This window comes from Bradyrhizobium ferriligni (assembly GCF_056837965.1).
Window position 1 is genome coordinate 1 of the sequence record NZ_JBXEJO010000089.1, and the last position, 22,921, is coordinate 22,921.

Sequence of the window (22,921 nt, forward strand, 5' to 3'; positions counted from 1 at the left end):
CGAGATCTACACTTATGCGATCGTCGGCAGCGTCAGATGTGTATAAGAGACAGCACCGGGACCGAGGGCGGCAATTTTGAGCACCTGGTCGTCGGCACCGGGGCAGCGACCGCGCATGTCGACGACACCGTCACTGACGCGACGGTCAATCTCAGCGCCTCGACGGTGCTGGAAGGAGCGGTCGCGAACTACACCTTTACGGCGACACTGTCGAACGCCTCGGAAGGCGTCACCACGGTGCATACCGACCAGGGCGACATTACGATCGCGAACGGCCAGACCACTGGGACGCTGGTGATCGCCTCGGGCAATGGCGAGGACGTCTATCAGGATGCATCGTCGCTGACCGCCAACATCATCGGGACCGAAGGCGGCAACTTCGAGAACCTCGTCGTCGGCACCGGATCTGCGACGGCGCAGGTCAATGACACCATCACGGATGCGACGGTGAACCTCAGTGCCTCGACGGTGCTGGAAGGCGCGGTCGCCAACTACACGTTCACGGCAACACTGTCGAACGCCTCGGAAGGCGTCACCACGGTGCATACCGACCGGGGCGACATCACGATCGCCAACGGCCAGACTACGGGCACGCTGGTGCTCGCCTCGGGCAATGGCGAGGACGTCTACAACGACGCCACGAGTCTGACCGCCAACATCACCGGGACCGAGGGCGGCGACTTCGAGAACCTGGTGGTGGGGACCGGGTCCGCGACGGCCCATGTCAATGACACCGTCACCGATGCGGCAGTCAACCTCTCCACGTCGAACGTGACCGACCATGATCCAACCATCACGTTCACGGCGACGCTGTCGAACGCCTCGCAAGGCATCACCACGGTGCATACCGACCAGGGCGACATCACCATCGCCAACGGCCAGACCGCGGGCACACTGGTCGTTAGCACCCCCAACTCGTCGAGTTTGACCGCGACGATCACGGGGACCGAGGGCGGAAACTTCGAGCATCTGGTGGTCGGCACCGGGACAGCCACTGCGCAAATTATCGACACGACACCGCCGACCGTCGCGGTGGACATCGTCGCCACGTCGCTGAGCGACGGCACGCCGAGCTCGAACGTGACCTTCACCTTCAGCGAGGCGCCGGGCGCCAGCTTTACGGCCGCCGACATTGCGACGACCAATGGCACGATCAGCGGCCTGACGCACGACGACAGCACGCATTACCACGCGACCTTCACCGCAACCGATGGCGTCTCTGCCGCCGGATCGGTGTCGGTGACGGCGGGCAGCTACACCGACGCCGCCGGCAATCTCGGCGGCGCCGGGTCTGACACGGTCGCCATCGATCGGCTCAACCCGACCGTCGCGGTGGACATCGTCGCCACGTCACTGAGCGACGGCACGCCGAGCTCGAACGTGACCTTCACCTTCAGCGAGGCGCCAGGCGCCAGCTTCACGGCCGCCGATATTACGACGACCAATGGCACGATCAGCGGCCTGACGCAGGACGACAGCACGCACTATCACGCCACCTTCACGGCAACCGATGGCGTCTCTGCGGCCGGATCGGTGTCGGTGACGGCGGGCAGCTACACCGACGCCGCCGGCAATCTCGGCGGCGCGGGATCTGACACCGTCTCCATCGACCGCCAGGAACCGACTTTCTCGAGCTGGTCCTACGTAACATCGGGCGGTTCGAGCAAGCGCATCGTCGTAACCGGGATCGACGATCCAAATGCCACTTTCAGGATTTTCGACAACTCGCAAAATCGAGACTTGACGTGGGCCTCGATCACCAAGAATGGCACCACCTGGACCTTCAACAGCATCGACAATGGAGCAAACCTTCAAAACGACTCCATAACCGTGACAATAACCGATGCTGTGGGAAATTCGTCCTCCCAGACTCATAAGGCACCGGCGGGCGTCGCGGGAGAACCCATCAACCTAGGTTTTGCCGATCCCACCGGAAACCACGGCGAGGTGTCCCTCACCATAGCAGGGGCTCCATCCGATTGGACCATCAGCGGAGGAACACACAATTCAGACGGTTCGTGGACGGTGGTGACCAATGACATCGGTTCGCTAACCGTAACAACGCCGTCGTCCTATGCCGGTGCTCTCGTGCTCAATGTCACGGAGAGCTGGATAAATGCCGACGGCAGCACCGGAAGAGCAACCGTTCTCGACAACGTCGAAGCTTACGCACCGGGCAATCCGATTTTTGCCATCTCCGGCGATGATAATCTCACCGCCTCGGGCGGCAACGATCTGCTCGTGTTCTCGCAGCCGATCGGACACGATGTCGTCTACAGTTTCGATCTGATGTACGACAAGATTGACTTGATCGGCTACGCCGAGTTCACGGCGTTCGCCGATATCCAGGCGCATACGGCGAATAACGCGGCGGGCAATGCCGTGATCACGCTGGGTGATGGTCAAACAATCACATTGGACGGTATCGACGCCGGCTCGCTCTCGGCCGACGACTTCGTATTCGATCAGACACCCGTGGTCGAGAACTCTGTCACGATGACCATCAGCGATGGCGCAATCCTGCCGTTGTCCGGCATCATCCACAATACAGGAACAATTTCGCTGGGTTCGACCGGCAGTGAGACCGACCTGCGGCTCATCGAGCACGGCATATCGCTTGAAGGCGGCGGTCACATGCTGTTGTCCGACAACATCGGAAATGTCGTCAGCGGTGCGGTTTCCGATGTGACGCTGACGAACGTCGACAATACGATTTCCGGCGCCGGTCAGCTCGGCGCGGGCACGATGACGCTGATCAACCAAAGTACGATCGTCGCGACCGGGGCCAATGCGCTGGAGATCGATACCGGAGAGAACGCGGTCATCAATTCCGGTACCCTGGAGGCGACCGGCCCCGGCGGTTTGGTGATCGACAGCGCGGTCACCAACTCCGGTCTGCTCTGGGCTAACGGCGGCAACATCATTGCCAATCACGATGTCAGCGGGGGCGCGGCGCAGATTAGTGGCACCGCAACGCTCGAACTGCGCAGCATGGCATCAACCGACGTGAAGTTTGACTTTGATGCCATCGGAACCCTGAAGCTCGATCATTCCGTCAATTTCACGGGGTCCATCGTCGGTCTAAACTCGGACGATCAACTCGACCTGGCCGATATTCTGTCAGGTGCAGGAACGACGGCCAGTTATGCCGCAAATGCGGCGGGCGACGGGGGAATGCTCAGCATAAGCGATGGTACCCACACAGCTCATATCGCTCTCCTGGGACAGTACTCAACGGGCGCTTTCGAAGTCGGAGCAGATGGTGCCGGCGGAACTCTGATCAAGTATCTCGATCCACACGTGTTGCTGTAAGACATTGCCGGCGAGACTGCTTGCGCTCTCAATCGTTTTGTTGAACGTTCAGTAAAGTATCGTACTAAACATACCGGCTGTGGCTAACCTTCCGGCTTTCCTGTTGTCGGGACGGGCCGAATTGCGTCGGTCGGACCAGATCGGCAATCGTGGTCCGTCACATTCGCTGTAAATCTCGGACATTTTGTTGCATTGCAAACGTCGGCGCTTGCCCGTGCGAGCGTCGCGAATATTTTCGCCAGGGTCGCGAGAACCGGCTTGACGGCTCAAAAATTTTAGTACTACGTTTAGTAATACAAAAAACTAAACATCGCGCATCGAGCGCCGATGTGCAGGAGGAGCCCAAGCCAATGCCGGAGCCGTCTCCGGCAACGGTCCGTCTCGTCCTTCACTCGTCGCTCCTCAAACTCGGTTTCAGGGTCTTGGCGTCGCTCCGGCAGAGCGCGCCGAGCGGGTTGGATGCTTCAACGAGAGAGGAAACGGATATGCGAACATTCAATTGGCTGAGAAGCTCAGCGGCCACCACGGTTCTCGGGGCGGCGCTGCTGGGGATATTTGGCGGAGGCCAAGCTGCGGCCCAGGGTAAGCAGCTCACGCTGTGCTGGGCGGCATGGGATCCGGCCAACGCGCTGGTCGAACTCGGCAAGGATTTCACCAAGCAATCCGGCATTGAGATGAAGTACGAGTTTGTCCCCTGGACGAGCTACGCGGATCGCTTCCTCAACGAGCTCAACTCCCACGGCAAGCTCTGCGACCTGATCATTGGCGACAGCCAGTGGATCGGCGGCGCCGCCGAGAACAAGTGGTACGTCAAGCTCAACGACTTCTTCGCCAAGGAGAAGATCTCGATGGACGACTTCGTCCCGGCGACCGTCGTCGGCTATTCGCAGTGGCCGAAGAACTCGCCGAACTACTGGGCGCTGCCGGCGATGGCCGACGCGGTGGGCTGGACCTATCGCAAGGACTGGTTCTCGCGGCCCGACATTCAGTCGGCTTTCAAGGCCAAGTACGGTCGTGATCTGGCACCGCCGAAAACCTATGACGAGTTGAAGCAGATCGCGGAGTTCTTCCAGGGCCGCGAGATCGACGGCAAGAAGGTCTATGGCGCCTACATCTTCACCGAGCGCGGCTCCGAAGGCATCACGATGGGCGTGACCAACGTGCTCTACAATTACGGCTTCAGCTACGACAATCCGAAGAAGCCGTACCAGATGCAGGGCATCGTCAATTCCGCCGAGGCGGCCAAGGGGCTCGAGTTCTACAAGGAGCTCTATAAGTGCTGCACCGCGCCGGGCATGACCAACGCCTACATGCAGGAAGGGCTCGATGCCTTCAAGTCGGGCCAGGTGGCGATGCAGATGAACTGGTTCGCCTTCTTCCCCGGCCTCTACAAGGATCCGAATGTCGGCGGCGACAAGATCGGCTTCTTCGTCAATCCGGCCGGCCCGAACGGGCACTTCACCCAACTCGGCGGACAGGGTATCTCGGTGGTTGCGACCTCCGACCGCAAGGACGACGCGCTCGCCTATATCAAGTGGTTCGCGCAGCCCGCCGTGCAGCAGAAATGGTGGCAGATCGGCGGCTACTCGGCGCTCAAGGCGGTGGTCGACGCGCCGGACTTCCCGAAGAGCGCAGCGTTCGCGCCGCAATTCCTGGAGTCGATGGGCATCGTCAAGGACTTCTGGGCCGAGCCGTCCTACGCCCAGCTGCTGCTTGATATGCAGAAGCGGGTGCATGACTACGTCGTCGCCGACAAGGGCACGGCGCAGCAGGCGCTCGATCTCCTGGTCAAGGACTGGACCAAGGTGTTCAAGGAACAGGGCAAGGAAGTCGCCTCCTCACAATAGCCCGAACTCCGCGTCCCAACTGAACTGGCTTCCCCGAGGTCAGCCTCGGGGAAGCCGAACCAGCCCAGCCGATGGACAAGATGACGACGATCCTGCAACCCGATCATGCTACGATCCCGGGCGTGAGCGAGCCCGCCAAATCCCGCGCCGCGCGCCGCGGCCATGGTCTGTCCGACCGGACCATCGCGTGGCTGTTCGTCGCGCCGACGATTGCGCTGCTGCTCGCGATCAACATCTTCCCGCTGGTCTGGATGATCCGGCTGTCCTTCACCAGCCTCAACCTCAGCATGTCCTATCTGCCGCTGCGGTTTGTCGGGCTCGACAATTTCAGCGACATACTCAACGACGAGGACGTCTGGTTCCGGCTCCAGACCACCGCACAATTCGTGATCTGCTCGGTCGCCTTGCAGGTCGTGGTCGGCTTTGGGCTCGCGCTTCTGATCAACCGTCAGTTCCGCGGCCACAGTTTCTGGACCACGATCATCCTGCTGCCGATGATGCTGTCGCCGGCGGTTGTCGGCAATTTCTGGACGTTGCTGCTGCAGCCGCAGATCGGCCCGTTCAACTATCTGATCAGCTTGTTCACCGGTGTGCCGCCGAGCTCGTTCAGCATGACAGGGCAGGTCGCGCTCGCGCCATGGACCATCGTGCTCGTCGACACCTGGATATGGGCGCCGTACGTGATGCTGATCTGTCTCGCCGGGCTACGCTCGATCCCGGACTATATCTACGAGGCGGCTGAGGTCGATCGTGCCTCGGCCTGGCGGCAGTTCTGGTCGATCACGCTGCCGATGACGGTGCCGTTCCTGATGCTGGCGGTACTGTTTCGCGCGATCGAGAACTTCAAGATGTTCGACATGGTCAACCTGCTGACCTCGGGAGGGCCGGGGTCGACCACCGAACTCGTATCGATCACCCTCAAGCGCGCGGCATTCGAGAAGTGGCGCACCGGCTATTCCTCCGCGCTTGCCATCATCCTGTTCGTGACCGTGTTCGGTGCCGCCAACATCTACGTCAAAGCGCTCAACAAGGTGAAGCAACGATGACCGCTGCCGTAGCCAAATCCGTCCTGGCCAGATCCAGCGCACACTCGATCGTCGAGGCCTCGCCGCGCACCAAGGCATTCGCTGGTGCTCTCGTCATCCTCTATGCGTTGATCACGATCCTGCCGCTAGTCTGGATCGTTGCCACCGCCTTCAAGTCGCAAAGCGATGCCATCGCCTATCCGCCCAAGGTGATCTTCGAGCCGACGCTCGAAGGTTATGTCAACCTGTTCACGGTGCGCACCCGCCAGACACCTGATTTCATCGCCAAGTTGCCGCCGCCGGAAACCTGGTATGACAAGCTCGTCCGCAAGCATGACATGGTCATTGCCGGACCGTCCAAAGTCGTCCCCCGCTTCGTCAACTCGCTGATCATCGGGTTCGGTTCGACCTTCCTCGCCGTCTTCCTCGGTACGCTCGCGGCCTACGCCTTCTCGCGCTTCCGCATTCCGCTGGCCGACGATCTCCTGTTCTTCATTCTCTCGACGCGGATGATGCCGCCGGTCGCGGTCGCGATCCCGATCTATCTGATGTACCGGCAGCTCAACCTGACCGACACCAGGCTCGGAATGATCCTGCTCTATACCGCCGTGAACGTCTCGCTCGCGGTCTGGCTGCTCAAGGGGTTCATCGACGAGATCCCGCGCGAGTACGAGGAGGCGGCCCTCGTCGACGGCTACACGCGACTGCAGGCGCTGCGCAAGGTGGTGCTGCCGCAGGCCGTCACCGGAATTGCGGCGACCGCGATCTTCTGCCTGATCTTCTCCTGGAACGAATACGCCTTCGCGGTTCTGCTGACCAGCGGCGAGGCGCAGACCATGCCGCCCTTCATCCCTTTCATCATCGGCGAGGGCGGGCAGGACTGGCCGGCGGTTGCCGCCGCGACCACGCTGTTCGTTGTCCCGATCGTCATGTTCACTGTGTTGCTCCGCAAGCATCTGTTGCGCGGCATCACCTTCGGAGCGGTGCGCAAATGAGCGGTTCTGTTGTTGCCAAGGGGACCAAGGGGACCAAGGGGACCAAGGGGACCAAGAGGACAGTGCATCGCTTGTTCAGCCGCGGGCGCTGGGAGGTCGTTGCGATGATCCTGATCGGAGGCGGCATCTTCATGCTGGTGCAGCCTTTCTCGATCGATCTGTACAGCTATTCATTCGTGACGATTCTCGCCGGCACGGTCGGCTTCGTCGTCGTCAGCCACTTTCCGGAATAGGGCCATGGCTCAGATCCGCATCGAAAATCTTCGCAAGTCGTTCGATCAGTTCACCGCGGTGGAAGGGTCGAGCTTCACCATCGACGACGGCACCTTCTTCGCGTTGCTCGGCCCCTCCGGCTGCGGCAAGACCACCACCTTGCGCATGATTGCCGGCCTCGAGCTGCCGACTGAGGGCAAGATCCTGCTCGACGGGGAGGACGTCACGTTCCACCGCGCCGCCGCCCGCGACATCGCGTTCGTGTTCCAGCTGTTCGCGCTCTATCCGCACATGAATGTCGGGCAGAACATCGGCTTCCCGCTGAAGTGCCAGGGCATGGCGCGGCACGAGATTCGCGAGCGGGTGCAGGAGACCGCGCGGATGCTGCGGATCGAGCATCTGCTGTCGAGCAAGACATCAAAGCTCTCCGGCGGCGACCGCCAGCGCGTCGCGCTCGGGCGCGCCATGGTGCGGCGCCCGAAGGCCTTCCTGATGGACGAGCCGCTGGGCGCGCTCGACGCCGAGTTTCGTCATCTGATGTGCGGCGAGCTGCGCGACCTGCACGATCGCATCAAGGCGACCACGGTCTATGTCACCCACGACCAGCTCGAGGCGATGTCGATGGCCGACCAGATCGCAATCATGAACAAGGGGCGCGTGGAACAGATCGGTACGCCGCAGGAGGTCTACGACCGGCCCGCCAGCATGTTCGTCGCGGACTTCATCGGCTCGCCGCCGATGAACTTCCTGCGCTTCGAGAGCGGCCTGCGGTCTGGTGACCGGGCGATCAATTTCCACGACGCCAGGCTCGCGGTGCCCGAGATCCGCGAGGACCGGGCCAGCGCTGCGCTGGCGCTCGGGGTTCGCCCGGAGCATATTCGATTCACCGACGCCGGATCCGTTCGTGGCGAGGTGTTCGGCGCGGAATATCTCGGCACGACGCAGATCGTCACCATCGACACGGCGTATGGGCGGCTCGCGGCGCGGCTGCCGTCGAGCGCCTCGGTGCGGATCGGAGAGACGGTCGGCCTCGAATTCAACTCCGTTCGGCTCTCACTGTTCGATGCCGGCAGCGGCCTTGCAATCAGGACCGCCGGCGAGGAGGGCGTGCGCCATGGTTGACGTCAGCTTGCGCAATATCAGCAAGCGCTTCGGCGCGGTGGAGGCGGTGCGCGACCTTTCGCTGACGGTGAACGACGGCGAATTCCTCGTCCTGCTCGGGCCGAGCGGTGCCGGCAAGACCACGACGCTGCGACTGATCACCGGGCTCGAAGGTCCCGACGCCGGTTCGGTCATGATCGGGGGGCGCGACGTGACGCGTGAGCCGCCGGGTGCACGGGACATCGCATTCGTGTTCCAGCAATATTCGCTGTATCCGCATTTGTCGGTCTATGACAACCTCGCGTTCCCGCTGCGCTCTCCGGCGCGGCGCGTGCCGGAGCCGCTGATCCGCAAGCGCGTCGAGCAGACCGCGGAGCTCCTGCACATCGCCAGCAAGCTGAATAATCGCGCCACCCGCCTGTCGGGAGGTGAGATGCAGCGGGTCGCGATCGGCCGCGCGCTGGTGCGCGATCCCTCGATCTATCTGATGGACGAGCCGCTGTCGTCGCTGGATGCAAAGCTTCGCGCCGAGCTTCGCCTCGAGCTGAAGCGGATCCAGCTCGAGCTCGGCGCGACCATCTTGTATGTGACCCACGATCAGGTCGAAGCCATGACGATGGCATCGAGGATCGGCGTGATCAAGGACGGCTGGCTGCTTCAGCTCGGCACGCCGAGGGAGATCTACGAAAATCCATCCAGCAGCTATGTCGCGTCGCGGCTCGGGACGCCCCAGATCAATTTCCTGCCCGCACGGCTGCTGTCCGATGTGGCGATACCGCCGGAAACCGAGACGGTCGGCATTCGCACCGAGCACCTCCAGATCGCCGCGCGCAACGGCGGGCGGATGGTCGGCCGGGTGCATCGCGTCGAGCATCTCGGCGAGCAGAATCACGTTCACCTCGACTATAAGGGCGAAACTCTGGTGACGCTCGCGGATCCGCATCAGCCGCTGCGGGCCGGCCAGGAGGTTGAATTGCAACTGGTGCGTCCGCTGTGTTTCGACCGTGCGGGGCAACGTATCGGCGCGATGGTTCAATAGAGGAGCGAGAGGTTCAGATAGATGTCTGTGCAACCCGAGACATTCAAGTCGCTGCTCAAGGCGGCCGCCGAGCAGGTCATCGCCAGCGCGCCGGAGCTCACGAGCCTGGACCAGGCGATCGGCGACGGCGACCACGGGACCAACATGAAACGCGGCTTCGAAGCCGTGCTCGGCAAGCTCGATGCCATCTCGGCGCAGCCGCTCAACGAGGCATTCAAGACGATCGGCAAGACCCTGGTCATGACGGTTGGCGGCGCCTCCGGCCCGCTCTATGGCAGCTTCTTTCTCGCCGCGGGCGAGGCGCTGTCGCAAGACAAGCATCTGCCCGATGATCTCGCCGACGTGTTCGGCAGCGGAGTGGACGCGGTGAGCGCGCGCGGCCGCTCGCAGGCCGGCGAGAAGACGATGCTCGACGTGCTCGTTCCGGTGCTGGAGACGCTGAAAGCCGGCGCCGGCCAACCCGATCTGATCGCGCGGGTGCGCAGCACCGCGGCTGAAGCGGTCGAGCGTACGGTGCCGATGCAAGCCACCAAGGGCCGGGCGTCGTTCCTCGGCGCGCGCAGCGTCGGCCATGTCGATCCCGGGGCACGATCGAGCTGCGTTCTGCTGCAGGCTGTATGCACTGGCCTGGAGGCGCGGCAATGACCGACACCGTAGGGATCGTGATCGTCTCGCATTCCCGGGACATCGCCAAGGGAACCGCAGACATGGTGCGGCAAATGGTCGGCAGCGAGGTCAAGGTCGCCTTCTGCGGCGGCAATCCCGACGGTGGTCTCGGCACCAGCGTGCCGTTGATCATCGACGCCATCAACGACGCCTGGTCGTCAAAAGGCGTTGCTGTGCTTGTCGACCTCGGCGGCGCCGAGACGAACAGTGAAATGGCGGTCGAGATGTTGGAGCCGGCGCGGCGCGATCTCGTTGTCGTCTGCAACGCGCCGATCGTCGAGGGCGCCGTCATGGCGGCGACCGAAGCTGCGGGCGGCAGCTCGCTGGCCCAGGTCAGGGCCGTGGCCGAGGAACTCTCTGCCGACTGAGGCGGCGGCGAAGCGATGATGGATGATGAGCATGCTTGATAAAGCGGACGAACAGATCTTCACCGGCAATGTGCGGTTGGTGCACGCGGTTGGCATGCACGCGCGCCCCGCGGTCAAGCTGACCAAGCTCGCCAAGAAATTCCAGGCTCAGATCTCGGTGCGGGTCGCGGGCGCGCCTGAATGGATCAATGCCAAGAGCGTGGCCAAGATCATGGCAATGCGCGCGGCACACGGCAGCACGATCGAGATCAAGGCCTCCGGCAGCGATGCCGAGGCCGCGGTCGCGGCGCTGGTCGATCTGATCGCAAGCGATTTCCCGGATGGAGCACCATAGCATGCAGGGCGGCGCTGCAGGGCTGGCCTACCGCGGCAGGACCGCCTCGATCGGCTTTGCCCATGGCCCGTTCGTCCGTGTCGACGCGGGCGCGGCCGGCGAGCGTGTGGCCGGCACACTGGTCGAGGAGGCGCTGGCCTTGCGCAATGCGATCGACGTCGCGAGTGGCCAGATCGCGGATCTTGCCGCCAGCGCCGGCGGCGAAGCTGCGCAGATTCTCGAATTTCAGGTTGCGCTGCTGGAGGATGAGGATTTGATCGAGGCGATCTTCGCGTCGATCGGCGAGGGACGTCCGGCCGATATTGCATGGCGTTCGACGCTCGACGCGCACATCGCCGACTACAATTCCGCGCCGGACGACTATCTGAAAGCGCGTTCCTCCGATCTTGCGGATTTGCGCGACCGCGTGGTCCACATTCTGCGTGGCGACCAGGGGCAGCCGCTGAAGGTCCCGAGCGGGGGCGTGGTCTGCGCCGACGATTTGCCGCCATCGCGATTCCTCGAGATTGACTGGTCCGCCGGCGGTGGCCTGGCGCTGTTGCGCGGAAGCCCGACCAGCCATGTCGCGATGCTGGCGCGGGCGCGCGGCATCCCGATGGTGGTGCAGCTCGGTTCCATTCCGGACATCGGCACCACGGCGCTGCTCGACGGCGAAGGCGCGACGCTGGAGCTCGATCCCAACGCCGAACAGGTCCGCACTTTCGAGAAGCGGCGCGACAGCCATCTCAAGAGCAGGGCATCCGCGCGCGCGATCCTGCGTCGGCCGACGGCCTCCTGGCGCGGCGAGCGGATCAAGCTCTTCATCAACATCCAGCGCGTCGAGGATCTCGAGCATGCCGACGCGCAATATGCCGACGGCATCGGCCTGATGCGGACTGAATTCCTGCTCGCCGGCCGGAGCGCGCCGGACGAGGAGACCCAATTCCAGGCCTATGACGCGGTGTTGCGCTGGGCCGGCCAGCGGCCCGTCACCATCCGCACGTTCGATGCGGGCGGCGACAAGCCGGTGCCCGGGTTCACGATGGATGGCGAAGCCAATCCGTTCCTCGGGGTGCGCGGTCTGCGCCTGTGCCTGGCCCGGCCTGAGATCTTTGCCGTCCAGCTCCGCGCGCTGGCACGCGCGGCGGTGCGTGGCAATCTCAAGGTCATGTTCCCGATGGTCACCTCGGTGGATGAGCTCGAGGCGGGACGGAAGCTGTTCGCCGATATCGTGCAGCGCTTGCAGGCGGACGGCATTGCCGCAATGCTTCCCGAGCTGGGAATCATGGTCGAGGTCCCGGCGGCGGCCCTCGCGGTATCTAGCTTCAAGGCCGCCTTCTTCTCGATCGGCTCGAACGATCTCGCGCAATATGTCCTGGCCTGCGATCGTTCCAACGGAGCTCTCGCCCCCTTGATGGACCCTCTGCATCCCGCAGTGCTCGAACTGATCGCGCGGACTGCGGAGCACGGCCGCCGCGCCGGCATCAGTGTCAGCCTGTGCGGCGACATGGCCGGTGATCCGCGCTGCCTGCCCGCATTGCTGAATTGCGGACTGCGCGAATTGTCCGTGAACCCCTCGGCGCTGGCGCAGATCAAGCACACCATCGACCGGCTGAGCAGCGGAGGCAGCGTTGGCTGATACGGCGGCCGATGACGCGCCCGAAGCCGGCGCGGTTGCGGTCTACAAGCGCATCTTCAAGGAGGTGCTCGAAAGCCGCCCGTCCGGCATGCGGCTGCGGCTCGCCCATGCCATGGGAAAGAACCGCAGCTTCGTCAGCCAGATCAGCAACCCGGCCTATCCGGTGCCGATCCCGGTGCAACATCTCAACACGATCTTCGATGTCTGCCACTTCCCGCCACAGGCGAAGAGCGCCTTCCTTCGCGCCTATGCCCGCGCGCATCCGCGCCGCGTCGGCCGGCTGAGCGAAGGCTCGCACGAGCGGACGCTGACGCTGCATCTGCCGGATCTCGGCAGCGCCAAGCGCAACGCCGAACTTGACACGCTGCTGCAGGAGTTCACGCGGCGACTGATTGGCATCATGCGGGAAAAATAGGCGAGAAACGCCGAACGGACGAGGCGGGAGGACACCATGAAGAAGTTCATCAATGCGGTCGACAACGTGCTCGGTGAAAGCCTTGACGGTTTCGCGGCCGCGCACGCCGATCTGGTCGTGCTGGGCGCCGAGCGCAAATTCGTTCGCCGCCGCGAGCTGAACGGCAAGAAGGTCGCGCTGGTGTCGGGCGGCGGCAGCGGGCACGAGCCGCTGCATGCGGGCTTCGTCGGCTACGGCATGCTGGATGCCGCCTGTCCCGGCCAGGTGTTCACTTCGCCGACGCCGGACCAGATCGTCGAGGCCGCACAGGCGGTCGCGGGCGATGCCGGCGTCCTGTTCATCGTCAAGAATTACGCCGGCGACCGCATGAATTTCGAGATGGCGGCCGAGATCGCCGAAGGCCGCACCGCCACCATCGTGACCGATGACGATGTCGCGGTCGAGAAGTCGACCTACAGTATCGGACGGCGCGGTGTGGCCGGCACGTTGATTGTCGAAAAGATCGTCGGCGCCGCCGCTGAGAGAGGCGCCGATCTCATCTCCTGCGTGGCGCTCGGCGAGCGCATCAACGCACAGACGCGCTCGATGGGCGTTGCGCTGACTAGCTGCACCGTCCCGGCTGCGGGCACGCCGACCTTTGCACTTGGTGAAGACGAGATGGAGATGGGGGTCGGCATTCATGGCGAGCCGGGCCGCCGCCGCGTCAAGCTTGCGCAGGCCGACGCCATCGCCGCCGAGATGATCACCGCGATCGCCGACGATCTTGGCGCGCGCGCCGGTACCGAGGCGCTGCTGCTCGTCAACGGCTTCGGCGGCACGCCGTCGATCGAGCTCTATCTGATGTACAACGCGGCGCGCCGGATGCTCGAGAAGCGGGGCCTGCGCATCGCCCGTTCGCTGGTCGGCAGCTACGTCACATCGCTGGACATGGCGGGCTGCTCGCTCACCGTGAGCCTGCTCGACAGCGAGTCCACAGCGCTCTGGGATCATCCCGTGCGCACGGCCGCATTGAAATGGTGACCACCGCGGCGAGCAGCCGCTGATTTTCAGATTGCGCCCTGACCGACGATGGAGCCGGGGTCTCAGGTATGCACCGGAAGTCGGCCGGTTCATCCTCCCTGAAACTTGCCGTGTCCTTCGGGCACGGCATCTTTTTGTGTGCAGTAGACGATATCTCCGACGATCGATGATCGTGAGTGCCAAGTGATTCATCAACGCGTGGTGAGCGCGCTCGTTCACCACTCACGCTTTGGCAGCAACGTAGCCGTAATAATTCATAAGGAAATCCCCAATTGAGAGGGGCTTTTGGGCGCCACCCTTGCCCGGATGCGGGATCGCGTAGTCTCCCTTGCCCCATGTGAAGATCGTTGTCGTCACGTTTCCGTTCGACACTTGTATCCTGTCGCGTAAGACGACCCAGTGCCGCGTCAACACGGAGCCTTCATTCGACTGGTCGTCGTATTCGATCATGTTGGCGCTTATGAACAGGCATACGCGATATCCACCGGCAAGCAGGGCGTTGGCTTCGTTGACGCTGTCGAGGCCTTTGCTGAATTTCAGATTGGTCTCCTCGCGCACGTCCTGGTATCCGGCCTTGCGGAACCATTGCTCCATTTCGCTCGGCAAGGTGATCCCCGCGGCATCGCTTATTCTGCCGGTGTCGTCAAAATCGAGGAACCAATTTTCGGAATCGCGAATGGAGGCGCATGTCAGCCAATCGACGTGATCCAGCGAGTAGGGCGGTGTGTAGTTCTTCACGTCCTTTCCCGGCTTGATCAGCAGGCGGCCGAGGTTCGCCTGCCCCTTCTGATACAGGTCGATGGCGAACCGCGCATATTGTCCCGGCTTGTCGGATGCGTAGCTGAACATCAGCGCGGAGGGGCCGCACATGCTCGCTTGATCCTGATCGATGAGGCTCGGCTTCGCAATGCGCCTGAGAATGCCTATCCCGACGCGGTGCGGGTCGAGCTTCGGAAAGAATGTGGTCCTTGTGTTCTTGAGGAAATCGCAGACCATCTCCGCGGCGAGCTTCTTTTGATCCGAGCTGAGGTCGTACGGACCAACCCCGAGCCACTTCTTCTTTTCGTCGCCGACGAAGAGCGTGATGAGCTTTTTCGAAGTCGGAGAAAGCGTTCTGGAGGTGTTTGCAATGGTGGTCAGATCGTCCAGCTCGAATGCGGTGACCATGCCGTCCGCGACGGTCGCCCTGATGATATCGACCACTTCCGCATAATCCAGCCTGGAATCGTCGAGCAGGCCCTTGCGAAGTGCGGCATCGACGGACGGCGTCGCGATCCCATCCCATTGACCCTTGGGAGGAGGAGGCTTGGCGGCTGCCTTGGTCGCGAGGTCAACGAGCCGAGTGAATGTTGGCCCGCCGGGCCGAATATAGCCGTCCGGCGTGCCCGGGAAGTTCTTTTGCTGGAAATACAGGATCGAGTTGTAGAGGCTGTCGCTGGCGTGACCCGTCACGACCATTTGTGGTTTGAGCGTGGTCTCGGCACCTCCGTCGGAAATGGCGATCTTGTTGAGCAGCGAGATGACCAGCTCCTGGTCTTGCTTCCAGTTCTGGCAGCTGCGACCCGTCGCGGCAAACCGACCGACTTTGTCTTTCAATTGTGGCATGACCAATCACCAGCAATATGGTCGTTTTCAGTGGCGTATTGCGGGTTCAACTATCGCGTTGGTGGTCGGCTGAAGCGTCCAGGCGAGCTTGTCGATGAATTCGTACTCAAACAGCGCCTGCGGGTCGGTTCCGAAATAATATCCATACTGATGCAGTATCTTGGAGCCCTTGGCGATCATCTCGCGCTTCCATTTCAGGTCTTTGGCAGAGCTGAACTGAAATCCAATCACCACCGCATAGTTTTCGTACGCTTCGGCAACTTGCAGAATGGTTGCGCGCGTCAGGATGCCGGCAGGATCTTCCAGGCCTTGAACTCTGAACGCGGTGATGCGGTTCATCAGATTTGATGCAACCTCCTCCTCGGACCAACCCATGACGCCCGCTGCAACGCCCTTTGCAAACCCCTCCTTGATGAACTTGACTTGAATGTTCTTGAGGGCCTCCCGAGCCGCGACCTTGTCAGCCACCATAAGGACCAGATCGGGGATCATCGCAGCGATGTTCTCGGCCTTAAGGGCCTCCTTTAACCCGGCCTTGAAGCCGGCCTTGGCCGCGCTCCACAATCCTTCGCCGGCAACGGAGCCTGCCGGCGGCGGCGGGACCTCTGGCGGGGTCGGTGTGTTCCGCGGGACCTTCAGTCTTATCTCCGGTGCCCGAAAGTCGAGCGCCTGAACGCCTCTCCTGCGCATCGCAATGAGCGTTCCTCCGCTGTCCCTGGTCAGAAACACCGGATTTTTAATGCCGCGAGCCACTCCGCCCGCCCTGACCTGGGCGACCACATCGGAATCGAATGCGGAAAGTCCGTGATTCAAACCCTCGTTGCCCCACTTCCAAACCTGCGCGCGGGGTACCTGGGTCATCATTTTGTCTTCGACGATCCGCAAGTCGGTGAGCAATTTTTCGCCTGACTGAGCGCGCGCTCCCTTTAGAAATTCAAACTTGACCCGTGGCGAGATCAGGACCTCGTGACCGTCCTTGGCCAGATTAAGAATTTCATTCTCAAAGCGTCGGCTGAGCGCTTTCTCGGCGGCGGTCGCCGCAGCTCTTTGCCCGTTCTGTATGTCTATGAGGATGTTGGTATCGAGCCAGACCGGGGGCTTTAAAGGCGTCATTGCAACACCACTAGCTTGACTGGCACGGGACGCATTTTGCGTCAGCGAGCCTATCCCTCAGTCGCGTTTGCTGAAGCGCCGGTTCAAGCGGCTCCGGATATCGCCATACAAGCTCCTGCTCTGGCGCTGGCGCGAACCCACGACGTGCACGATGCATCGACGATGCGCTTCGCCACCCTTGCAAGGTACATGGGCAGAACGGCCGGCTGGCCTCACCACAGTGAGATCCATCGAAGGGCATGAGGCTGCCGCTACCCGGATCCCAGAAATGCGATCGTCAGCGCGCGCCCTTCGGCTTGGAGCCAAGCAGATCGTGCGTCCCACTGACGCTCAGCGTTCCCGAGCACTCGAATCCTCCGAAAATGCCGCAGGAGCCGGTGACGGTCACGCGCAAGTCCTTGCGTTGATACAGGTCGACCGAAACGCCAAATCGCGAAAAATCATTGGCGCTGTTCGGCAGGATCAGGTCGATGTGATCGATCGCCCAGCGCGGCAGGTGAGGATTGCTCTTCCAGAACAGTTCATTAACGGCGTGGTGCCCGAAATTCGGTCCGACCGTGAGGGCGCCGTCCGCGCCCTCGAACACGAAGCCCGTCTCGTCGATGTGAACATTGACCCGGTCGGGCGCTACCGCGAAATGCAGCGACGTGATGTCTTGCGGCTGCGGGTCCTTGCCAAACTGCGCACTATAGTCGTCGCTCCATTGCCCTCGGCCGCGTCCAAGCCCGAAGCCGTGCCGGCCGGGAAGGTCTCGCGTAGATAGCGGCCGGTCGGATAGCTTCGGGCGCCAGATCTCCCGAAAGCCCTTGCCGATTGTGGCTGCCATCGACAGATCGAGGGCCCAATGCGACGGTTTCTCCGGGCTTTTGCCTTCGGCGAACGCGTCGAATCCGTCCGACGTCTTGGCAATGCGCAGCGTCTTGATCAGGTCTTCCCAGTCCTTGGGCAGGAACGTGACGCCGTCGAGCGTGCTCGTCGCGGCCGCGACGCCATACTTCTCCAATTGGCGTCGGATATAGGCCTTTTCGTCATAAAGGCGGACATTGGGATTCGGCCCCGCGAAATATTTCGACAGATCGATCTGTGGCCGGAGCATGGTCAGCCGCGCCGCGATCTTGCGGTAAGTGTCGGTCGTGGTCGGGTTGGTGGTCGTCAAGGGTCCGCCCTCCGAGTCAAAGCCAGTCTCCGATTTGTCTGGTCCGGGCGGGGCCGGGTTCAACTGAACCTCCCAACCGAAAACGCCGACCACCATTCGTGGAGCAGTGTCAACAGCAAGGACGATCCGATGTCACTTCGGAGCAGGGTGCTAGACGTACTCAATGGCCCGGCGGTCGCGCGTATTCGCTTCCGGTTTCCGATCCGTGGCAGCCACGTGACGATTGCACCGCAAACGTTCCATCACGTCGCTCGCGCGATCCGGTTGGGGCAGGTCAGCGTCAGAGTTCCGACCGATCTCGCGGCAAATGTTGCGGCACAATATAACGACGTCGCGCGAACCCGAGCGGACGGTACGGTCGTCGCGGCGAATACGCTGGAGGTCGTGTCGGCGACGGGGCGAATGGACGAAGCCTATATCGTCCACGAGGCCTTGCATGCGGCTTACGATCTGCTGCGGACCGGCCTTGACGGCAATGCGGAGGAGGCGTCCGCCTATGTCTGCACGGCGCTCTACTGCCGCATGACAGGCCTGCCGAGACCCCGCTGGGCGAACGGCCCGATCTACGCCAATGCCGCGGAGGTCGCCCGAACGCTGCTGGCGCAATACCAAAAGGGTGATCCCGGCATTCCCTGGGTCGGCGAACATGAATGGCGGATGCTGCGCGCCGGCGTCGGCCTTAGTGCGGTCTATGCCAGTGGACCTGGCGGCATTCTCACCGGGTGGCTGCTCGGCCAACAATATACCCACGACGGCTGATGGGACGAGGGGCGTCCGCTCCCACAAACTGGCTGCTGGCCCGGCTCCCTGCCGCCACTTCCTTACCGAGGTCGACGCCGTCGAAAGCCTCAGGCAACCAGCAAACCCAGTTTGCCGACCGTCGCTAGCGAACGGTCAACGCTTTGTCGGGTTGACAGCAGCAACGGCTCGGCCGGCTGCCCGGCATCGTCCATTTGCTTGACCTGGACGGTTGGTCCGAAGGTTTCAGTCATTTCGGCCGTGATTCGCTCGATCGTCCGGGAGCCGTCGAGCAACTGCAGGAAATGGCGCGTCCTGTCGTCCTCCAACTGCACGGTCTGGTGAAGCAGATTGGTAACCAGCGGGCCGCTCTGCGCTTGTCTGCGGGCGAGCAGGCTTGCCTGCGGGCAGTCCGTGATTTCCTTCATGAGAAACGGCCGTGATTTCAGAAAGGAGACCTCGCCGCTGCAAGCCAGGATATAGAGCGCTTCCGTCAATATCCGCTGGTCATCGCCGGTTTGCTGGCCCTCCAGCAGCGTCCGCGCGCCATCGAGCAGTTCGGTGAATGAAAGCGCGCGCGGCCAGGCCCGGCCGAGACAAAGATGTGCGGCCTTCAGGAACGGATTGGTCACCGTGATCCGGCTGCCGTCCTGATTTTCAAATTCCATTTCAGAATCGTCGGTCAGGCAGGCGTCGGGGCGACGTGGGCTGGCGGTGCTCAGCAGATAGAACGGGGTGATGAAGTCGAGATCGACCTGGCGGTCAAGGGAGATGCCTTCGTGGCAGAGCAACGTACGCCGAAACCCGTTGCCGTCGATGAAGTCCTGGTACTGATCGCGTGCCATGAACTCGCTTTCAGGAAAGCGCTGCAGCGTGGCGCGGACCTCTTCGGTGTAGCCGGCAAGATAGCGCCGTGAGAAATCGGCGTCGCTCAGATATTGCAGGCCATGTCGGCCGGCATCTTCGACGACTTCGTGCAAAAGGAAGGCCGTCGCGCCCTGATCGAGGTCGTCGTGAAAAAGCAACTCGTCCGGAGCGTTGAGCACGCGGGTGCACTGATCGCGCATGACTGTACCGTGCACCGAGTTGGACTTCGATCCTTCGCTGAGAAATTTCACGATGGCGCGAGCTTGTCCGACTTTCTCCTTCATCCCGGTGATGCGCCGGGTGTGGTAGCGCATCATGTCGCGGACCATGTCGCGAAGATGCGAGAACGGATGCGCGTTATAACTGACGTAGCAGAGCCCCTGTGGCGCCAAATTCCGCTTGAAGATGGACATCATCTTCTCGCGCACGATCGGCGGTACCCATGAATATACGCCATGGGCGATGATGTAGTCGAACTGTCCGAAGGCAGCGTCGACATCCATGATGTCGCAATGCAAAAGCCTGATGTTGCTCAAGCCCAACGCGGCGATGTTTCGCCGCCCGCGTTCGATCGTAACGCCGCTCAGGTCGATACCGATGAACTCGCTGTCTGGATATTGAAAAGCCATCGGCAACAGATTGCCGCCAACGCCGCAGCCGAGTTCCAGGACCCGGCAGCGCTCGACCGGAGTCGGCTGCATGCTGTAGACCGAAGCGATCGTTGCCAGATGGTTCGGGTGCGTGAGTCCGTAGACATGCCCGGGATAATACACCTCGTCGTATGCCGTGGTACCGGCGGTCGGCTGGCGGTGCTCGGTCTGGATGTTCATCGCAATCAGTTCCACGAATATGCAAACTTGTCGTTCACGATCGAGACGCGCGTCTGCTTGACCTCCTCCTTGGCGAGAGACTTGCTCAAGAATTCGCGCGACAGTTCGGGCAGCAGCGTGTTGGTGATGATGTTATCGATCATCCGCCCGCCGGAGTCCGGATCGTTGCAACGGGATACGATGTGCTCGACGACTGCATCGTCGTAGCCGAAGGCAGCCTTGTGATTATCGCGGAGGCGCTGTCCGATCCGGTCGAGCTGCAATCTGACGATGCCGGCAAGCATCTCGTCCGAAAGCGGAAAGTAGGGGATCGAGACAATGCGCCCAAGCAGCGCGGCGGGGAACACCTTCAGCAATTCCGGCCGCAGCAGCCTGGCGAGTTCTTCCGGCTCGTTGCGATACTTGGGATCGCGCGCCAGGCTCATGATGAGATCGGTGCCGACGTTTGTGGTCAGAATGATCAGTGTGTTTTTGAAATCGATTCGCCGACCGTTGCCGTCTTCCATGACTCCCTTGTCGAACACCTGAAAGAAGATCTCGTGGACGTCGGGATGGGCCTTCTCCACCTCGTCGAGCAGGATAACGCTGTAGGGCTTGCGCCGGACCGCTTCGGTGAGCCGGCCGCCTTCACCATAGCCGACGTAACCCGGAGGCGCGCCCTTCAAGGTCGAGACCGTATGGGCCTCCTGGAATTCCGACATGTTGATCGTGATCATGTTCTGCTCGCCGCCATAAAGGGTTTCGGCAAGCGCGAGGGCGGTTTCCGTCTTGCCCACGCCGGACGGTCCGGCCAGCATGAAAACGCCGATCGGCTTGGACGGGTTGTCCAACTTGGCGCGGCTGGTCTCGATTCGTTTCGCAATCATCGTCAGCCCGTGGGACTGGCCGACCACGCGACGATTGAGAATCTCGGGCAGCTTCAGGACGGTCTCGATTTCGTCGCGCATCATTCTGCCGGTCGGAATACCGGTCCAGTCGGACACGACAGAGGCGACCGACTGCTGGTCGACATGGGCATAGATCATCCGCTTTTCCGGATTGATGCCCTCCAATGTCTCGAACTTGCCGCGCAACTCGACGCGTTTGGTGGCTCGATCTTCGTCTGCGTTCTCGGAGAGGATTTCGCGAATGCTGCGGATGTCCTTGACGAGCTCCTGTTCCTTGGCCCAGTCGGCCTCCAGGCCGGTCAGCTTGTCCTTCAGCGCCACGATGTCGCCGTCGATCGCGGTGATGCGCTCGCTGTTCTCGTCCCCGAGATCGCCGTCGCTGACCAGCGCCGATCGCTCGGCCTCGCGTGCCGCGATGGCGACGCGAGCGTCCTCGATCAGCGCCGGCGTCGCGCTTTGACTGATGGCTACTCGGGCCGAAGCCGTGTCCAGCAGGCTGACCGCCTTGTCCGGCAGCTGTCGAGACGGAATGTAGCGATGCGACAGGTTGACCGCGGTCACGATCGCGGCGTCCGAAATGCGAACGCCGTGGTGCTTCTCCATCGGGCCGAGGAGGCCGCGCAGCATGATGCAGCAGGTCTCGACATCCGGCTCATCGACCTGGATCGGCTGGAAGCGTCGTGTGAGTGCGGGGTCCTTTTCGATGTACTGACGATATTCTGCCCAGGTGGTGGCGGCGATGGTCCGCAGCGTGCCGCGGGCGAGGGGAGGCTTGAGGAGATTGGCCGCGTCGCCGGTGCCGGCCGTGCCACCGGCCCCGATCAGCGTGTGAGCCTCGTCGATGAACAGGATAATCGGGGTAGGCGAGTTCTGAACCTCGTCGATCACCGAGCGCAGGCGCTGCTCGAATTCGCCCTTCATCGAGGCGCCGGCCTGCATCAGGCCGATATCGAGCGCGCAGAGCCTGACGCTGCGCAGCGGCGGCGGCACCTCGCCGGCGGCAATACGCTGGGCAAATCCCTCGACAACGGCGGTCTTGCCGACGCCGGCTTCGCCGGTGAGGATCGGATTGTTTTGTCGCCGGCGCATCAGCACGTCGATCAGTTGGCGGATTTCGTCGTCCCGACCGAGGATCGGGTCCATCTGGCCCGACCGAGCCTTTGCCGTGAGATCCTGGGAAAACCGGTCGAGCGGTGTCGTCCCCTTGGCATTCGCCCGGTCCGCACCATCGGCGCCGGCACCGGCCAATCCGGAGCCGTCCATCGGACGCATGGTCTCCTCCTCGGAGCCTGCCCAGATGGCGCGGTGCTCCGCGGCCAATGCGTCGACATTTATCTTGGCGAATTCCTGCGAAATGTTGTTGAGCGCACGACGGATCTCATTCGATTTCAATCCGGCGACCAGGAGATGGCCGGAGCGGATCTGAGTCTCGCCGAAGAACAGCGTCGCATAGTGCCAGCCACGGTCGAGAATATCGATGACCGAATTGGCGACGCCCGGCATGTCGGTTTCGTTCTTGCGAAAACCGTTGATGACGCCTGCGAGGTCCGACAGCAGCCGCGCGCGATCGAGCTTGTAGTGATCCACCGACAGGCTGAGGTCGGTCCGCTCCTGTTGCAGGATGTGAAACAGCCAGTGCGCAAGCTCCACGTTACGGTTGCTGGCGCTCTTGGCGTGGCGCAGGGCCTGGATGAAGGCGTCGTAGCCGGCCCGGTTCAGTTTGCCGGTCACGGCCTCAAGGCTGATGTCGGTCACAATGGCGCCTCCTGCTC

The 22,921-nt window shown here is 62.4% G+C and carries 19 protein-coding genes; 14 read left to right on the forward strand and 5 right to left on the reverse strand.

Features of this window, described 5'->3' with window-relative positions:
- Positions 1-36: 36 nt before the first annotated feature.
- The 13 genes from AC1VNY_RS36760 to dhaK all read left to right on the forward strand — a co-directional run bounded on the left by AC1VNY_RS36760 (position 37) and on the right by dhaK (position 13,953).
- On the forward strand, positions 37-3,312 hold the full coding sequence (locus AC1VNY_RS36760; protein WP_482408833.1) for a beta strand repeat-containing protein: 3,276 nt from the start codon (positions 37-39) through the stop codon (positions 3,310-3,312).
- 485 nt (positions 3,313-3,797) lie between these two features.
- On the forward strand, positions 3,798-5,159 hold the full coding sequence (locus AC1VNY_RS36765; protein WP_482408834.1) for an ABC transporter substrate-binding protein: 1,362 nt from the start codon (positions 3,798-3,800) through the stop codon (positions 5,157-5,159).
- A gap of 71 nt (positions 5,160-5,230) precedes the next feature.
- Positions 5,231-6,205 carry a carbohydrate ABC transporter permease gene (locus tag AC1VNY_RS36770; protein ID WP_482408835.1) on the forward strand — a complete coding sequence of 325 codons (975 nt, stop codon included), beginning with the start codon at positions 5,231-5,233 and terminating at the stop codon, positions 6,203-6,205.
- A complete protein-coding gene (locus AC1VNY_RS36775; protein ID WP_016843403.1) occupies positions 6,202-7,179 on the forward strand; it encodes a carbohydrate ABC transporter permease in 978 nt (325 codons plus the stop codon). The genes AC1VNY_RS36770 and AC1VNY_RS36775 overlap by 4 nt, the downstream gene beginning before the upstream one ends.
- A complete protein-coding gene (locus AC1VNY_RS36780) occupies positions 7,176-7,412 on the forward strand; it encodes a hypothetical protein (protein ID WP_482408836.1) in 237 nt (78 codons plus the stop codon). Before AC1VNY_RS36775 ends, AC1VNY_RS36780 begins: the two co-directional genes overlap by 4 nt.
- A gap of 4 nt (positions 7,413-7,416) precedes the next feature.
- Positions 7,417-8,514 (forward strand): ABC transporter ATP-binding protein, encoded by a 1,098-nt coding sequence (locus tag AC1VNY_RS36785; protein ID WP_482408837.1) that lies wholly within the window; start codon positions 7,417-7,419, stop codon positions 8,512-8,514.
- A complete protein-coding gene (locus AC1VNY_RS36790; protein WP_482408838.1) occupies positions 8,507-9,532 on the forward strand; it encodes an ABC transporter ATP-binding protein in 1,026 nt (341 codons plus the stop codon). The genes AC1VNY_RS36785 and AC1VNY_RS36790 overlap by 8 nt, the downstream gene beginning before the upstream one ends.
- Before the next feature lie 21 nt (positions 9,533-9,553).
- The gene (gene dhaL, locus AC1VNY_RS36795; RefSeq protein WP_482408839.1) at positions 9,554-10,177 is read left to right on the forward strand and encodes a dihydroxyacetone kinase subunit DhaL; all 624 of its coding nucleotides are present in this window, start codon (positions 9,554-9,556) and stop codon (positions 10,175-10,177) included.
- A complete protein-coding gene (gene dhaM / locus AC1VNY_RS36800; RefSeq protein WP_028163196.1) occupies positions 10,174-10,566 on the forward strand; it encodes a dihydroxyacetone kinase phosphoryl donor subunit DhaM in 393 nt (130 codons plus the stop codon). Before dhaL ends, dhaM begins: the two co-directional genes overlap by 4 nt.
- A 31-nt stretch (positions 10,567-10,597) precedes the next feature.
- A complete protein-coding gene (locus tag AC1VNY_RS36805) occupies positions 10,598-10,900 on the forward strand; it encodes an HPr family phosphocarrier protein (RefSeq protein ID WP_063607060.1) in 303 nt (100 codons plus the stop codon).
- A gap of 1 nt (position 10,901) precedes the next feature.
- Positions 10,902-12,518: a phosphoenolpyruvate--protein phosphotransferase gene (ptsP, locus tag AC1VNY_RS36810; protein ID WP_482408853.1), complete on the forward strand. Its 1,617-nt coding sequence runs from the start codon at positions 10,902-10,904 to the stop codon at positions 12,516-12,518.
- Positions 12,511-12,933: a hypothetical protein gene (locus AC1VNY_RS36815; protein ID WP_028339384.1), complete on the forward strand. Its 423-nt coding sequence runs from the start codon at positions 12,511-12,513 to the stop codon at positions 12,931-12,933. The genes ptsP and AC1VNY_RS36815 overlap by 8 nt, the downstream gene beginning before the upstream one ends.
- Before the next feature lie 36 nt (positions 12,934-12,969).
- Complete coding sequence (gene dhaK, locus AC1VNY_RS36820) at positions 12,970-13,953, forward strand: dihydroxyacetone kinase subunit DhaK (RefSeq protein WP_482408840.1); 984 nt, start codon at positions 12,970-12,972, stop codon at positions 13,951-13,953.
- 222 nt (positions 13,954-14,175) lie between these two features.
- Here the strand turns inward: dhaK and AC1VNY_RS36825 are convergent, their stop codons facing one another.
- From AC1VNY_RS36825 to AC1VNY_RS36835, 3 genes are all read right to left on the reverse strand, one after another.
- Complete coding sequence (locus tag AC1VNY_RS36825) at positions 14,176-15,558, reverse strand: hypothetical protein (RefSeq protein WP_482408841.1); 1,383 nt, start codon at positions 15,556-15,558, stop codon at positions 14,176-14,178.
- A gap of 27 nt (positions 15,559-15,585) precedes the next feature.
- A complete protein-coding gene (locus AC1VNY_RS36830; protein ID WP_482408842.1) occupies positions 15,586-16,671 on the reverse strand; it encodes a hypothetical protein in 1,086 nt (361 codons plus the stop codon).
- A 277-nt stretch (positions 16,672-16,948) separates the two neighbouring features.
- A complete protein-coding gene (locus AC1VNY_RS36835; protein WP_028339379.1) occupies positions 16,949-17,827 on the reverse strand; it encodes a hypothetical protein in 879 nt (292 codons plus the stop codon).
- A 129-nt stretch (positions 17,828-17,956) separates the two neighbouring features.
- Between AC1VNY_RS36835 and AC1VNY_RS36840 the strand changes: the two genes are divergently transcribed.
- Entirely contained in the window at positions 17,957-18,586 is a 630-nt protein-coding gene (locus AC1VNY_RS36840; protein WP_028339378.1) for a hypothetical protein, read from the forward strand.
- An 89-nt stretch (positions 18,587-18,675) separates the two neighbouring features.
- On the opposite strand, the gene AC1VNY_RS36845 is transcribed toward AC1VNY_RS36840, so the two are convergent.
- Entirely contained in the window at positions 18,676-20,262 is a 1,587-nt protein-coding gene (locus tag AC1VNY_RS36845; protein WP_482408843.1) for a methyltransferase regulatory domain-containing protein, read from the reverse strand.
- Between the two features lie 5 nt (positions 20,263-20,267).
- Positions 20,268-22,904 (reverse strand): type VI secretion system ATPase TssH, encoded by a 2,637-nt coding sequence (tssH, locus tag AC1VNY_RS36850; RefSeq protein ID WP_482408844.1) that lies wholly within the window; start codon positions 22,902-22,904, stop codon positions 20,268-20,270.
- Between the last annotated feature and the right edge of the window lie 17 nt (positions 22,905-22,921).